Source organism: Burkholderia sp. BCC1988, from assembly GCF_905339895.1.
Classification (GTDB): Bacteria; Pseudomonadota; Gammaproteobacteria; order Burkholderiales; family Burkholderiaceae; genus Burkholderia.
On the sequence record NZ_CAJPHA010000002.1, the window covers coordinates 387,195 to 402,563 of the forward strand.

General features: G+C 68.1%; 13 protein-coding genes. 6 read left to right on the top strand and 7 right to left on the bottom strand.

Annotation, left to right across the window (positions count from 1 at the left end; translation table 11 throughout):
• Window positions 1-183: 183 nt before the first annotated feature.
• From U4012_RS04670 to U4012_RS04695, 6 genes are all read left to right on the top strand, one after another.
• Window positions 184-1,074, top strand: coding sequence for an IclR family transcriptional regulator (locus U4012_RS04670; protein ID WP_044845343.1), 891 nt, complete (start codon window positions 184-186; stop codon window positions 1,072-1,074).
• Between the two features lie 342 nt (window positions 1,075-1,416).
• Entirely contained in the window at window positions 1,417-2,505 is a 1,089-nt protein-coding gene (locus tag U4012_RS04675) for a porin (protein WP_374692682.1), read from the top strand.
• 39 nt (window positions 2,506-2,544) lie between these two features.
• Entirely contained in the window at window positions 2,545-2,757 is a 213-nt protein-coding gene (locus U4012_RS04680; RefSeq protein WP_124528938.1) for a DUF3311 domain-containing protein, read from the top strand.
• Window positions 2,754-4,232, top strand: a complete 1,479-nt coding sequence (locus tag U4012_RS04685) for a sodium:solute symporter (protein WP_321796560.1) — start codon at window positions 2,754-2,756, stop codon at window positions 4,230-4,232. Before U4012_RS04680 ends, U4012_RS04685 begins: the two co-directional genes overlap by 4 nt.
• 103 nt (window positions 4,233-4,335) lie before the next feature.
• The gene (locus U4012_RS04690; RefSeq protein ID WP_321796562.1) at window positions 4,336-5,808 is read left to right on the top strand and encodes an amidohydrolase family protein; all 1,473 of its coding nucleotides are present in this window, start codon (window positions 4,336-4,338) and stop codon (window positions 5,806-5,808) included.
• 131 nt (window positions 5,809-5,939) lie between these two features.
• The gene (locus U4012_RS04695) at window positions 5,940-6,323 is read left to right on the top strand and encodes a hypothetical protein (RefSeq protein ID WP_044845339.1); all 384 of its coding nucleotides are present in this window, start codon (window positions 5,940-5,942) and stop codon (window positions 6,321-6,323) included.
• Between the two features lie 107 nt (window positions 6,324-6,430).
• Here U4012_RS04695 and U4012_RS04700 read toward each other — a convergent pair whose 3' ends face one another.
• The 7 genes from U4012_RS04700 to U4012_RS04730 all read right to left on the bottom strand — a co-directional run bounded on the left by U4012_RS04700 (window position 6,431) and on the right by U4012_RS04730 (window position 15,238).
• Window positions 6,431-7,993 (bottom strand): methyl-accepting chemotaxis protein, encoded by a 1,563-nt coding sequence (locus U4012_RS04700; protein ID WP_321796565.1) that lies wholly within the window; start codon window positions 7,991-7,993, stop codon window positions 6,431-6,433.
• Window positions 7,994-8,428: 435 nt separating this feature from the next.
• On the bottom strand, window positions 8,429-9,928 hold the full coding sequence (locus tag U4012_RS04705) for an alkaline phosphatase family protein (RefSeq protein WP_321796568.1): 1,500 nt from the start codon (window positions 9,926-9,928) through the stop codon (window positions 8,429-8,431).
• A gap of 312 nt (window positions 9,929-10,240) precedes the next feature.
• The gene (locus U4012_RS04710) at window positions 10,241-11,011 is read right to left on the bottom strand and encodes an ABC transporter substrate-binding protein (RefSeq protein WP_124571153.1); all 771 of its coding nucleotides are present in this window, start codon (window positions 11,009-11,011) and stop codon (window positions 10,241-10,243) included.
• 151 nt (window positions 11,012-11,162) lie between these two features.
• The gene (locus U4012_RS04715; RefSeq protein WP_321796570.1) at window positions 11,163-12,392 is read right to left on the bottom strand and encodes a cyanate transporter; all 1,230 of its coding nucleotides are present in this window, start codon (window positions 12,390-12,392) and stop codon (window positions 11,163-11,165) included.
• Window positions 12,393-12,594: 202 nt separating this feature from the next.
• The gene (locus U4012_RS04720) at window positions 12,595-13,971 is read right to left on the bottom strand and encodes an FAD-containing oxidoreductase (RefSeq protein ID WP_257770876.1); all 1,377 of its coding nucleotides are present in this window, start codon (window positions 13,969-13,971) and stop codon (window positions 12,595-12,597) included.
• 227 nt (window positions 13,972-14,198) lie between these two features.
• Window positions 14,199-14,774, bottom strand: a complete 576-nt coding sequence (locus tag U4012_RS04725; protein ID WP_321796573.1) for a hypothetical protein — start codon at window positions 14,772-14,774, stop codon at window positions 14,199-14,201.
• The gene (locus U4012_RS04730) at window positions 14,774-15,238 is read right to left on the bottom strand and encodes a GNAT family N-acetyltransferase (protein WP_321796576.1); all 465 of its coding nucleotides are present in this window, start codon (window positions 15,236-15,238) and stop codon (window positions 14,774-14,776) included. Before U4012_RS04730 ends, U4012_RS04725 begins: the two co-directional genes overlap by 1 nt.
• Window positions 15,239-15,369 lie beyond the last annotated feature (131 nt).

Here is a 15,369-nt window from a genome sequence, read left to right on the forward strand (position 1 = left end):
AAAAATTCCAATGAACGGAATGCTTTGCCGAGTCGCCGGCAAATCGTTCCGTTGAATGAAGGGCGGGCAGGTGGTGAAAGACGCGCGTCAATCCCGTGCACACCCGGATGCCGCGCGCATTTTGGCGACACGACAATGGCAGCTGATGTATTCCGTTCAATGAAATCATCGAGGAGAATCCGCATGCAGGAACCGCATTCGCCCGGAACGTCGCGTGCCGTACGCATGCCGGCCGCGGACGAGGACGCCGCCGTCGATGCGGCCGGCGCGCCGGGCACCGGCATGCTGCAGCGTGCGTTCGCGATCCTGCGCGCGCTGGCCGGCATGCAGCAGGACGGCGTGCGCGTCACGCACCTCGCGAAGGCCGTCGGCCTCACGCAGGGCACCGCGCACCGGATCCTGCAATCGCTGATCGCCGAAGGGATGGTCGAGCAGGACGAACAGTCGAAGCTGTACCGGCTGAGCGTCGACTTCTTCGCGCTCGCCGCGCTGGCCGGCAACCCGAGCAGCATGCGCACGCTGTGCCGGCCTGCGCTGCTGCGGCTGTGCGCAAGCCTCGGCGAGACGATCTTCCTGCTCGTGAAGAGCGGCTTCGACGCGGTGTGTCTCGATCTGTGCGAAGGCCCGTTCCCGATCCGTTCGTTCACCGGGGACATCGGCGGGCGCATTGCGCTCGGCGTCGGGCAGGGCAGCCTCGCGATCCTCGCGTTCCTGCCGGAAGCCGAGCGCGAGGAAGTGATCCGCTTCAACGTACCGCGCATTCGCGGTTACGGCGTGCTCGACGAGGTCTACCTGCGCACCGAGATCGAGCGCGTGCGCGAGCTCGGCTACGCGGGCCGCAACAGCGGCGTGCTCGACGGGATGGCCGGCGTCGCGGTGCCGATCCTCGATCGCACCGGCTACCCGGTCGGCGCGCTGAGCGTTGGCACGCTGGCGTCGCGGCTCGGCGACGACCGGATGCCGATGGTCGTCGAGCTGCTCCGGCGCCAGGCCGATGCGATCGGCCCGCGCACGAATCCGTTCGACGCCGCGTTGCGGCGGCCGATGCACGGTCTATCCGGGAAAACCGCATAGGCGCGTCGCGCGTTACCGTTTCGTCAGCTTGCTTACGCGAGCCATTCATGTCTGAGCAGAATGCGCCGCGTCCGGCGGGCTTCCACGCTTTCTATCGGCTTGCAGACGCGCGCATTCGCCGCCCGTTTCCCCTTCGTTCGTCTCCATTCGATTTTCAACTGCCGCCCAGTTGAACATTTCATTTCTTGATGCGACTGCGGCTGGATACCATCCAGCCACTGTCTATACAAGCCGACCGGCGCGTATGGCCAGCATCAACAAAACACAACATCGACAAGACGGTTTGGAGAGGAGATGACGGAGATGGTGCGAACGATGAGCAGGAAGACGGGCGTCGCGTGCATGAGCGCGGCCATGGCGATGATGGTCGCCGGCGCCGCGCACGCGCAGTCGACGGTAACGCTGTACGGGATCGTCGACGCCGGCGTGACCTACACGAACAATTCGAAGGGTCATGCGCTGTGGCAGTTCACGGGCGGCAACGAATCGGGCCCGCGCTGGGGCTTGATCGGCAGCGAGGATCTCGGCGGCGGCCTGAAGGCGAACTTCCGGCTCGAGAACGGCTTCAACGTCGCGAACGGCGCGCTCGGGCAGGGCGGCCGGATGTTCGGCCGCTCCGCGTGGGTCGGCCTGAGCGGCGCGAACTGGGGCGCGGTGACGCTCGGCCGCCAGTACAACTCGACGCAGGACATTCTCGGCTCGCTGCAGATGAGCAGCTTCCTCGCGCAGTACTCGACGCACCCGTTCGACAACGACGACATCAACAATAGTTTCCGCACCAACAACGCGGTCAAGTACGTGTCGCCGACGATCGCGGGCCTGCAGGCGAACCTGATGTACGGGTTCTCGAATTCGACGGGCTTCTCGAACGACAACTCGTGGAGCGCCGGCATCACCTATACGCACGGGCCGCTCAACGCAGGCGCCGCCTATGCGCGCGTGAACCATCCGGCGGCCAGCGCGACGGGCGCCGTTGCGTCCGACAACTACTACCCGGGCTCGGCGTCGGTGTTCGGCGCCGGCCTGTCGAGCGCGGTGCGCCAGCAGATCTGGGGCGCGGGCGGCAATTACACGATCGGCGCGGCGACGCTCGGGCTGCTGTACACGGGCTCGAACTTCGGCCAGGCGACGGGCGGTGCGCTGCGCTTCAACAACTACGAAGGCAGCGTGCGCTACCTGATCACGCCCGCGCTGATGGCCGCGGCCGGCTACACCTATACGAAGGTCGCGCGCGGCGCCGACGACGGTCACTACCAGCAGGTGTCGGCCGGCCTGCAGTACCTGCTGTCGAAGCGCACCGACGTGTACGTGAACGGCTTCTACCAGAAGGCGTCGTCGGGCGTGGGCCACGCGTGGATCGACGGGACCGACGGGCCGTCGTCGACGACGTCGCAGGTGGCGGTGGTGGTCGGCATCCGCCAGAAGTTCTGATGCGCTGACGCGTTCGCGCGTCTTCCGGAGGAGACATAGATGAAATTCAGACTGTTGCTGGCGGCGCTGCCGTTCGTCGGGATGTACACCGGCGGCTCGATCGCCGAGGTGCGGCCGCTGCTGTTCGGCCTGCCGTTCCTGCTCGTGTGGAACCTGATCTGGATGGCGGCGACCGCCGCGATCCTCGCGATCCTGTTCCACCTCGACGAGCGCGACGCGGCCCGCGACGGCCGCACGGGAGACGCGCGATGAACGCCTCGATCATCATCATCGCGGCGTTCGCCGTGTTCGCGCTCGCGATCGGCGTGATGGCGCGGCGCGGCCGCAAGCTCACGCTCGAACAGTGGGCGGTCGGCGGGCGCGGCTTCGGCTCGCTGCTCACGTTCCTGCTGATGGCCGGCGAGGCGTTCTCGACGTTCTCGTTCCTCGGCGCGAGCGGCTGGACCTACAGCAAGGGCGTGCCCGCGTTCTACATCCTGTCGTACGGCTGCCTCGCGTTCGTGATCGGCTACTGGATGCTGCCCGCGGTGTGGCGCTACGCAAAGGAGCGCGGGCTCGTGTCGTTCGCCGACTACTTCGCGTCGAAGTACGACAGCCGCGCAATCGGCGTGCTGGTGTCGGTCGTGGCCGTGTTCGCGATGGTGTCGCTGCTGATGATCCAGCTGCGCGGCCTCGGCGTGATCGTGTCCGAGATGTCGTACGGGCTGATTCCGCAAGCGGCCGCGATCTGGATCGCCGCGACGCTGATGGCCGTGTACATGGTCGTGTCGGGCATCCACGGTTCGGCGAGCATCGCGATCTTCAAGGACGTGCTGATCCTCGCGATCGCGATCTTCCTCGGCCTGTACCTGCCGATGCACTACTACGGCGGCCTCGGCGAGATGTTCGCGAAGATCGACGCCGTGCATCCCGAACTGCTGCGCATGCCCGAGCACGGCTTCAACCTGAGCTGGTACAACTCGACGATCCTGCTCACGTCGCTCGGCTATTACCTGTATCCGCACGGCTTCACCGCGATCTACGTCGCGAAGGACGAACGCGCGCTGCGCCGCAACGTGATCCTGATGCCGCTGTACCAGGTGCTGATCGCGTTCCTGTTCCTCGTCGGCTTCGCGGCCGTGATGACGGTGCACGGGCTCGAAGGCGCGCAGACCGATCTCGCGCTGCTGCGTCTCGTGAAGCAGACGTTCCCCGCGTGGTTCGTCGGCATCGTCGGCGGCACGGGCCTGCTGACCGCGCTGGTGCCGGGCTCGCTGATCATGCTGAACGCCTCGACGACGATCGCGCGCAACATCTACCGCGAAGGCTTCGCGCCGAACGCGACCGACCGCGAGGTGACGCGCGTCGCGCGGATCGCGCTGCCGATCTTCACGCTGGTGGTCGTCTACTTCGTGCTGCGCGGCGGCGCCACCTTCGTCACGCTCGCGATCTTCTCGTCGAGCCTGCTCACGCAGCTCGTGCCGATGCTCGCGTTGAGCTTCCTGAAGCGACCGTTCGGCACGCGGGAAGGCGCGTTCGCGGGGATCGTCGCCGGTGCGATCGTGATCGCGCTGACGAACTACTACGGCGTGACGCTCGCGTCGCTGTTCCCCGGCGCATCCAGCACGCTGACGTCGATCAACCCCGGGCTCGTCGCACTCGCGGTGAACGCGGTGGTGTTCATCGCGATCAGCGCGGCGCAGCGCAAGCTGAAGGCGCGCGTGGCTGCGCCGGCCCGCTCCGCGTGACGACCCGATCGGCGTGCCGCCGCCGAACCGCCGGGCGACTGCCCGGCGGTTTTTCCGTGCGGCGGCGCCCGGCCCCTTCTAACTACAACAGGACACCGAAACGATGATGACCGAGGACAAGACCGACGACCGGCGTGAAGCGATCGACACCCTGATCGCGAACGGCTGCGTGATCACGATGGACCCGCAGCGGCGCGTGATCGAGAACGGCGCGGTTGCCGTGACGGGCGATCGCATCGTCGCCGTCGGCGACACCGCCGAATTGCAGGCGCGCTTCCGTGCCGCGCGCACGATCGACGCACGCCGCAAGGCCGTGCTGCCGGGCCTGATCGATGCGCATGCGCACGCGGGCCACGCGATGCTGCGCACGATCGGCGGCGCGGACGGCGATGCGTGGTCGGCCGCGGCCGAGACGATCTACACGCGTGCATCCGACGAGGCGTTCTGGGAAACCGAATCGCATCTCGCGGCGCTCGAACGGCTGAAGGCCGGCGTGACGACGGGCGTGTCGCTGCTCGGCGGCGGCAACTCGATCATGCGCGTCGACGATCCCGTCTACGCGCGGCGTCATTGCGATGCCGTGGTGCGCACCGGCACGCGCTCGATCGTGGCCGTCGGCCCGTCGCGCCCGCCCGCGCCGCGTGCATACACGCGCCACGCGCCGGACTGCAGCGACACGCGCGACATCGATTTCGACACGATGTACGACGTGTGCGAACGCATCGTCGACGAATGCCACGGCGACGCCGACGGTCGAATCCGGATCGCGATCACGCTGCCGGTGTACGGGCCCGAGCACGACCCGGAGCTCGTGCAGTACGAGCGGGATTTCCGCGATCAGGCCGCACGCTACGGCGCGCTTGCGCGCGAGCGCGGCCTGACGTTCACGCAGGACGGGCACCGCGCCGGCACGCTCGCGTTCGCGCATCGCGAGCTCGGACTGCTCGGCCCGACGTCGTTCATGTCGCACAGCATCGACCTGACCGACGCCGACATCGCCGCGTGCGTGGAAACCGGCACCGCGATCGTCCACAACCCGAGCGCGATCATGTCGATCATCGGCCGCTGCCCGGTGCCCGAGCTGATCGATGCGGGCGTGACGGTCGCGATCGCGTCGGACGGCGCGGCGCCAGATCGCGGCTACGACATGTTCCGTCACATGTGGCAGTGCATGCACTACCATCGCCGCCATTTCCGCGACCCCGACGTGCTGCCGCACGGCAAGGTGCTGGAGATGGTGACGATCGACGCGGCGAAGGCGCTGTCGCTCGATCACGAGATCGGCTCGCTCGAAGCCGGCAAGCTCGCCGACCTCATCCTCGTCGACCTGTTCCGCCCGCACATGATGCCGATGAACATGCCCGTGTATCGCGTCACGTGTTTCGCGAACGCGGCCGACGTGTGCATGACGATGGTCGGCGGCCGCGTGCTGATGGAGGATCGGCGCGTGCTGTCGGTCGACGAGAACGCGATTCTCGAGCGCGTGATGGAAGTCGCGGAGACGATGATCGAGCGCAGCGGGTTGCGTCGCCTGCTCGACGAACCGAAGACGCTGTGGGGGCGCAGTCACTACTGAGCGAGGCCGCGCGGGCAGGCATTTGCGCGGTGCGATGTCGGCGAGGCCGGTCCTTTCGGGGCCGGCTTTTTTTCTGGTTTCGCCGCCGACGGACATGCTAGGATTTCTCTCAAACAACTTCGGAGACAGCTATGCCGTTCATCTGCGAAAACGTTGAATGTCGTGCCGTGCTGGCGCGCGGGCAGGTCAAGTCTCGCCAGGATGATGCGGGATGGTGCTTCTACTGCCCGGACTGCAAGGCCAGGAACGAGTTGATGGCGATCGGCACGGCCGATGGCTCCGTCGAGCTGGTTCAGCCGGAGCGAGCGAGCCCGCCGCACAAGGTCGTCGCGACGGCCCGGCCACTGGACGACGGTAAATACGCGGCGCAGTTGCGCGTTCAGCGGGCGCTGGCGGTGAGGGGAACCTACGCGGCCGAAGAGCACTGGGAGCAGCTCGGTGTATTCCCCGATGCGCAGGAGGCTGTCGAGCATGCGAAGTCGTTCGCAACCGACCTGCTGGAGCGGGCGGTCTAGTCACACACAGCACACCGCACACCGGCGATCCACCTGTTTCCCGTCACGACACCGGGCTGCGGCCCGGGTGGCGTGACGGGCCGGCCAGCCCGCCACGGGCCGTTACATCACGCCGCCGCCGCTTCTCGCAGACGGAATTGCGCGACGGCATCGCTGAGCCGCGCGCCCTGATCCTCGAGCGACAACGCCGCGGCGGCCGCTTCCTCGACCAGCGCGGCATTGCGCTGCATCGTCTGCTCCATCTGGATGACCGCGGCATTCACCTGCTCGATGCCGGCGGACTGCTCGTCGAAGGCGATGCTCGTTTCGCCCATGATCGCGTTCACGCGCTCGACCGCGACGACGAGCTCGGTCATCGCCGAACCGGCGAGCGCGACGAGACCGCTGCCGTCTTCGACGCGCTGCGCGGAATTGCCGATGAGTTCGCGAATCTCCTTTGCCGCCGATGCGCAGCGCTGCGCGAGCCCCCGCACCTCGGTCGCGACGACGGCGAAACCGCGTCCCTGTTCGCCCGCGCGTGCCGCTTCGACGGCGGCGTTCAACGCGAGGATGTTGGTCTGGAATGCGATGCTTTCGATCACGCCGACGATGCCGGAAATCCGCGCGGAGCTGTGCGAGATCGCCGACATCGTCTCGACGACGCGCTGCATCGCGTCTCCGCCTTTTGCCGCGATGCCGGCCGCCCCCTCGGCGTAAGTGCGCGCATCGCGTGCGTTGTCCGCGTTCTGGCGTACGGTTGCCGTCAGCTGCTCCACGCTCGCCGCGGCTTGCTGCAGCGAGACGGACTGCTGCTCGGTGCGCGCGGACAGGTCGACGTTGCCGCTCGCGATCGTGCGCACGTCGCCGACGATCGTCTCGGTGCTCGCGCGCACCTGGCTCACGGTTTCGACGAGGCCGTCCTGCATGCGCTTCAATGCATTCAACAGATACGCCATTTCGTTTTCGCCCGGAATGACGACCGCGCCGGTCAGGTCGCCTTTCGAGATCCTGTCGAAATGCGCGACGGCGAGATGGATCGGCGCGATGATCGCCTTCGCGAGCACGCGCTGCGCCAGGAAGCCGACGACCAGCGCGAAGGCGGCGACCGCCGCCATGGCCCACACGATCCGGTGGAAGCGTTCGCCGGCCGCGTCGTAGCGCGCCTTCTGGCGTGCGACCTGGAACGATTCGAGCGCATCGATCGCTTCCTGGTAGGCGGTGAAGAGGGCCGGCGGCGCGGTGCGGTGCGTGTCGAGGAAGTCGAAGGCGTTGTCGTGGTCGAGTTGCGACATCGCTTTCAGGAAAACCTGATCGAGCAACATGCGACGGCGCTGCTGCAGCGTATCGAACAATGCCTGCTCGTCGGTGTCGCGTGCGTGCAGCCGCGAGTACGCGTCCAGTTCGTCGTCGCTCTGCTTGAGGAGCGTGTGGAGCTGCGCGATTTCCGCCTTCGCGGGCTGGCCGGCGCTGATGATCTGCGCGACGTCGCTGACGCGTTCGCGCAGCACGAGCATGCGCTCCGAGCTGGTTTTCAGGTGCAGCAGCGACGCGGTGTCATCGCGGTACATTGCTTCGAGCGAGCCGTTGCCGGCGTAGAGCGCGGCGATGCACGCGCCGACGACCAGGACGAGCAGCGCCGTATAGCCGGCGACGGTCGCGACGAGGCCGCCGCGGATGGTGAGTTTTCGCATGACGTTCCCTTGCCGGCGGCCCGACGGGCGGCCGACGGCGGATGTGGATTCCGGATCACGAACGACGACGGGCGCCGCGTTGCAAGACGGGGCGCCGGGACTGCGAACGGGTTAACGGCGGGCCGGGTGAGGAGGTTTTATCTGCACGCGACGCGAATCTGAATGATTGCGACAGCGGGGGACGGACGGTGGATGCGCGCGCGTGAAGCGCGCCGCGCCGATCGTCGAGGCCACGTCGCATGCGCCGCTCGGGATGCACGCGAATTGTCCGTGGCCCCGGCCATCTGCTAGTTGCCATCACCCAGTCACGACCGGATCTCGGCGATCGACAGATCGCGCTGATGCGTGGCGAACTGCCGGGTATTGCCCTACGGATGCCCGGCCATCGCTCGCCTGTCGCCGTATCGTGTGTCGACCGCCGCCTCCACGCGGCCGTCAGCCTCCGGTCCTGAACCCCAGTGCCGCAGCCTTCGCGCGCAACTCGGCGAAGCGGTCGACCGCCGGATTGGTTGCGGGATTGGCCGCCGGATTGGCCGCCATTTGCGACGGATCCACGCCGGTAACCGAACCGGGCGACGACGGCGCGGTCGTCCCCGGACACGTTCCGCCGAACGGACCTTGCGGGACCGTGAACGCCGGCGCGTCCGTGCGCGGCGCGTCGTTGAAATCGAGCGCGTAAGCGAGATTGAAGGTCGCCGGATCGCTGCCGCGCACGCCGAGCGGCTTCAACCCGAAACGCCATTGCAGCAGCGCGTGAATCGAGCTCGGGTCGAACGGGTAGCGCGTCACCGCGCCTGCCCGAACGCGCGGGCCGAGCAGGGCGAGCGGCACGCGAAAGCCGAGCTTGCCGTCGTTGCCGAGCGCGAGCTCGTTGTTGCTGATCGGCCGGATCGGCGGCACCGCGTGCTCGAGAAAACCGCCCCACTCGTCATAGACGACGATCATCAGCGTGCGGTTCCAGGTGGGACTCGTGCGCAGCGCGTCGTACACCTGGTTGAGAAACGCCTGCCCGTCGCGGATGTCCGCATGCGGATGGTCGTCCGCGGACGCACCTTGCAACTCGCCCGCGAAAACCGGGTCGACCATGCAGAACGGCGGCAGCGTTCCCGCCGCCGCGCTCGACAGGAAATCCGCGAACACATGCGAGATGCCGAGATAGCGCGTGCCATACAGCGCGGTGAACGGCACGTCGTGGTAGTAGTAACTGCAACCGATGCTGGCGTCGCTCAGGTTGTCCCAGATCGTGCGCAGCGACGAATTGTCGGGGGTATCGGTGAGGCGGTCGGTGGCGCCGCTGTGCAGGTAGAGGCGATTCGGAAACGTATTGGTCAGCACGCCGCTGAAGTAGAAGTCGCCGATGGTGTAGCTGCTTGCCGCCGCGCTGAAGAACGGCAGGTCGGCCGACGTGTAATAACCGATGGGCAGCAGGTCGCCCTGGGTCAGGCTCGTCCCGGGCGTCAGGAGCCAGCCGTTCATCTCGCCCGAAGCCAGTTGCGTGCGCGCACCCTGGTAGGTGTGGTTCGGGTCGTGGTACGCGCATGCCTGATAGCCGTAGGCGGGATTGGCCGACAGCGGAAACGGTGCGTTGGTCCCGCCGAACGCGTCCCTGAACTGCCGATTGGCGGGCATCCCCTCGGCACCCGGCACCCAGCTCATGAAATGGTCGAACGATCGATTTTCCATCGTGACCAGCACGATGTGGTCGATGCCGGAACTCGCCGGATCGGGCAACGCCGGCCGCGGCAGGCTGTAACGATTGCCGCCGTTCGGCGACGGCGTGTCGCCGATCGATGGGGCGCGCGCATTGCCGTCCACGGCCGATATGCCGTCCCCTCCGCCGCCGCAACCCGGCAGTGCGACACTGCCGGCCACCGCGGCAACGCCGGCGAGAAAGCGGCGGCGATCGTAGCGGCGATATGCATTCGTCTCGTCCATGACAACGTCTCCTTCGTTATTGAATGCGGCGCTGGCCAGCCGATCACGCATCGCGGCAGCCGCGAAGCGACGCGCGCTCGCCGTTCGAACAGGCGAGCGGGCGCGAGGCGCAAGCTTCGTGCCTGTCGCTGAACAGGTGGCACTTCGTCGGTGATTGCGAATAGCGAAGCCGCCGTCAGACGATGGGTCGATGCCATTGCGCCGGGCGTGGGTCGAAAGGAGTTGACGAACCGGTTCCGGAAAAGAAGAAAGGGGCGTCGCACTCGCATGCGCCGCCCCCTTTCGGCCAGCGGCCGCAACCGGCCGAGTCCGTCAGTTGTAGATATCGAACGAGAAATACTTCTTCGCGATCCGCTGATACGTGCCGTCCTGGATCAGGCTGGCGAGCGCCTGGTTGATCTGCGTGCGCAGCGCGTCGTCGTCCTTGCGCACGCCGATCGCCGAACCGACGCCGAGCGTCTTCGGATCATGCAGCGGCGGCCCCGCGAACGCGAAGTTCGCGCCCTTCGCGGTCTTCAGGAAGCCGAGATCGGCCTGTACCGACGATTGCAGCGACGCGTCGAGACGACCGGCAATCAAATCCTGATAGACGAGGTCCTGCGTCTGGTACGTGCGCACGATCACGCCCTTCGGTTCCCAGTACGTGCGCGCATAGGTCTCCTGCGTCGACCCCTGTTCGACGCCGACGCTCTTGCCGGCCAGCGACTCGGCCGTCGGCTGCAGGTTCGCGCCGCGTCGCGCGACGAGGCGCGGCGGCACGTTGTTGATCTTGTCGGTGAACGCGATCTGCGCGAGGCGCTTCTCGGTCACGCTCATCGACGACAGCACGCCGTCGAACTTGCGCGCCTTCAGCGCCGGGATCATCCCGTCGAAGGCGTTCTCGACCCACACGCAGCGCACCTTCATGCGTTCGCAGATCGCGTTGCCGAGATCGATGTCGAAGCCGACGAGCGTGCCGTCGGGTGCGAGCGATTCGAACGGCGCGTAGCTGGGATCGACGCCGAGGCGCAGGACGGCCGGGTCTTTCGCGGCGGCGGCGCCGGCCGTCAGCGCGAGCGCGACGGCGATGACGAGTTTTTTCATGATTGTCTCCTTACCGATTGATGTCGTTGTGGGGTGAAGCGAAGGTGCGGCCGATGGGCGTGACGGCCCGCGCCCGGCCATGCGCGGGCGGCTGGACGAGCGCCGCAAGTGGCCGGCGATCGTCCGGATCAGGGAATCCGGTGGTGCGGTATCAGCGCGCGGCGCCGGTGACGCGCGCCATGCTGCGCCGGTAGCCGGCGGGCGAGAACGTGGCGTTCAGCGCGGCCATTGACGCGATCACGCCGAGATGCATCCACCACGCGATCGCGAAGCCGCCGCCGGCGTCGCGCAGCCAGCCGATCAACCACGGGCTCGCGGCGACGGTCAGGAAGCCGACGCCTTGCACGAACGCGGCGAGCGCACCCGCGAGCCGCGCATCGGGCAGGTGGTCGAGCGTGACGATCAGGCTCATCGAGAAGAAGCCGCCGAGCCCGATGCCGACGCTCGCGACCCACACCCACGGCGCGAGCGCGGGCATCGTCGCGAAGCCGGCGAAGCCGGCCGTCTGCAGCGCGAGCGTGAGCCACAGCACCGGGCGGCGATCGTGCGAACGTTTCGCGAACATCGGCATCGCGAGCGCGCCGGCCGCCTGGAACAGCGCCATCCACGCGAGCAGGTTGCCGCTCGCCTGCGGGTTCATGCCGACGCTGCGATAAAACGCGGGCAGCCACGCGACGAGGCTCGCATAGCCGCTGTTGCTGAGGCCGAAGAACAGCGCGAGTTGCCATGCGCGCGGAATGCGTACGAACGCGGCGACGGGCGCCGATGCCGCCGCCGCATGCAGCGCGTCGCGCGGCGCCTTCGCGCGCCACAGCGCGAGCGTGACGAGCGCGGGCACGGCCCACACGGCGAGCGACAGATGCCAGCCGCCGTGCGCGGCGAGCCACGGACTCGCGACCGCGCCGAACGCACCGCCGCCGACCAGCGCGGCCGAATAGAGGCCCATCGCGAGCGGCAGCCGGTCGACGAACCAGCGCTTGGCGAGGCCCGGCGCGAGCGACTGCACCACGGCGACGCCCGCACCCGCGACGATTGCCGTGACGGCCAGTCCGGTGCTGCCGTCGCTCCACAGGCGCGCGGTACAACCCGCGGCGATCAACGCCAGCGCGGCGAGCAGCGCGCGCTGCTCGCCGACGCGCCGCGCGAGCCCGACGCCGAGGCCGGCGACGACACCCATCAGCACGAACGGCAGCGTGGTCAGCAGCGCCGCCGCGCGGAAACCGAGGCCCGTGTCGGCACGCACGAGGTCGAGCACGGGGCCGAACGCGGTCAGGAACGGACGCAGGTTGAGCCCGGCCAGCACCAGCAGCGCGAGCGCGCCATAGGACACGGAAGCCGCATGCGGGCGGGAAACGGCTTGCGCGGTGCCGGGGTCGGTCATCGGAATGCTCCAGAGGGGGCCGGTGGCCCTGTGATGCGATGCCGAAAGGGTAAAGGCGCGCTCGTCCAGGTGAAAATTAAATATTCGACTGGCGATCAGTGCGGTTTGCAATGGCACGGCGCCGCGTGACGGGGCCGGATGGGCAGGGTGCAGCGCGCGTGCATGACGGGCGCGCAGGATGCACGCCCGTTTCCGCGATCCTTCATTCGACCGGATGCAGATCCTGCAGCAAGGTCGGCACGAGCTCCGACACGGTCGGGTGGATGTGCATCGTGCGGCTGATCGTCGTGTACGGCGCGCCGGCGGCCATCACGTCGAGCATGCCGTGCACGACCTCGTCGCCGGTCACGCCGAGGATCGACGCGCCGAGAATCGCATGGCTGTCCGCGTCGACGATCACCTTCATGTAACCCAGGCTCTCGCCTTTTTCCACCGCGCGGCCGACGCGCGTCATCGGCCGCGTGCCGACCAGCAGCCGGCGGCCGGTCTGCTTTGCTTCCGCGAGCGTCATGCCGATGCGGGCGAGCGGCGGATCGATGTACATCGCGTACGCGTTGATGCGGTCGGACACCTTGCGCGGATCGTTGTCGAGCAGGTTGGCCGCGACGATCTCGTAGTCGTTGTACGCGGTATGCGTGAACGCGCCGCGCCCGTTGCAGTCGCCGAGCGCCCAGATGCCGGGCACGCTGGTGCGCAGCTGGTCGTCGACCGTGATGTAGCCGCGCGCGTCGGTCGCGACGCCGGCCCGCTCGAGCCCGAGATCGTCGGTGTTCGGCACCCGGCCGACCGCGAGCAGCAGGTGCGAGCCCGCGACCTCGCGGCGGCCGCCGGTGCAGTCGAGACCGACCGCGACACCGTCGCCGTCGCGCCGTGCGCTCAGGCAGTTCGCGTCGAGCTGCACGTCGATGCCTTCGTTCTCGAGAATCTCGCGCACGGCCTGCGACACGTCCTCGTCCTCGCGATGGATCAGGCGCGCGCCTTTCTCGACGATCGTGACCTTCGAGCCGAAGCGGCGGTACATCTGGCCGAATTCGAGCCCGACGTAGCTGCCGCCGATGATCACGAGATGCTCCGGCAGGAAGTCGACGTCCATCATCGTCGAGTTGGTCAGATAGGGCACCGAGTCGAGGCCCGGCATCGGCGGGATCTGCGCGCGTCCGCCGACGTTGATGAAGATGCGTTCGGCCTCGAGCACGTCGTCGCCCACGCGCACCGCATCGGGCCGCTCGAATCGGGCATGACCCTGAAACACCGTCGTGTGGTCGAGCCCGCGCACCCATTGCTCGACGTTGTGGTTCGAGCGGCCGGAGATCCGGTCCTTGCGCGCCTTCACGGCCTTCATGTCGACGCTGACGGGGCCGACCGACACGCCGTATTCTTCCGCGCGCCGCGCGAGTTGCGCCGCATAGGCGCTTGCGATCAGCGTCTTGGTCGGGATGCAGCCGGTGTTCACGCAGGTGCCGCCGAAGCGGCCGCGTTCGACGATCGCGACTTTCATGCCGGCGCCGGCGAGCCGCGCGGCGAGCGGCGGCCCGGCCTGGCCCGTGCCGATGACGATCGCATCGAAGTGTTGCGTCATGACGTCCTCCTGCGCTGGTTCAACGTGGGAAGGGACCACGCGCAAGCCGCATGCCGCGCCGGCGCGCGCCCGAACGGCGACGAGCGCTTATGGTAGACCGGTTGGCGGGGGGAGGCGAGTCGCGCGGATGCGCGCGCGGCGCAACCCGGTTCAGGATGGCCGGCGGGGCCGCCTCACGCCCGGCAGCGGTGCGGCCCCGCCCGTACAGGCGTGCCTTGCACGAGAGTTCAGTCCTTGCGCCGCCATTGGCCGAACGACACCGGCCGGTGCGCATCGGCGCGCGTGACGGTGACTTGGTCGGGCTGGTCGTCGAGCGGAAACGATTCGGTGTAGATCTCGCTGGAGAACAGCCAGCCGCGGGTGCGCGGGTCGTAGCGGAACGTCACGAAGTCGCTCCAGTGTTGCCCGCAGGCGACGAAGTTCTGCACGGTGAAATAGCGGCCTTTCACCGCGAGGCCGCTGTCGGCGGCGTCTTCGGGATCGAACGGATCGCACTGGCCGCCTTCGTTCGCGCGCAGGACGACGTGGTCGTTGCGCGCGGCGAGCCGGTATGCGCGATCGGGCTGCTCCTCGAAGATCAGCAGCGGGCGCGGCGACGGCTGCGCGCGCGTATCGGCGTCGCGATGCACGACGACGAGCAAGCTGCGCCGTCCGTTGCCGAGGTCCGGCCCTTCCTGCGCGACGAGCGGCCGGTAGCCGGACGGCAGTTGCGTCGCGACCGATGGCGGCAGGTCGCCGGCGCGTGCGCCGGACGACAGTGCGGCGAGCAGCGCAACCAGGGCGCAGCGTGCGGTGGCGATCATCACAGATCCCGCCCGAGGAACTCGGTGCCCGGCACCGGATTGAACGCGACCGGCGGCGCGGGCGTGAAGCCGAGCGAACCATACAGTTGCCTTGCGGAGACGAACTCGGGCAGCACGTCGAGGCACATCCGCGCATAGCCGGCCGCCTTCGCGTCGCGCAGCAGCCGTTCGACGAGCTGGCGGCCGACGTTCAGCCCGCGCGCGTCGGGACGTACGTACACGCGCTTCATCTCGCACGTCGTCGCGTCGATTTCGCGAAACGCCGCGCAGCCGACCGCACGCTCGCCGTGCCATGCGAGCAGCAGTTGCCCGCGCGGCGCCGCGTATTTGCCCGGCAGCGCGGCGAGCTCCGGCTCGTAGTCCTGGAACGCGAGGCTGACGGTGGGGCTTGCGATGTACTCGCGGAAGATCGCTTCGACGACGGCGGCATCGTCGGGATAGCGGGCGGCGCGGATCTCGATCATGGGGCGGGGCGCGAGGGCGGGAACGGCAGCCAGCATAGCAGCGCGCGGGCGCTTTCGGCGGGCGGCGAAGCGTGCCAGAATCGTCGGCTTCAGCGTCGGCGATCGATGCAATGCGACTCGATTCTCGACGC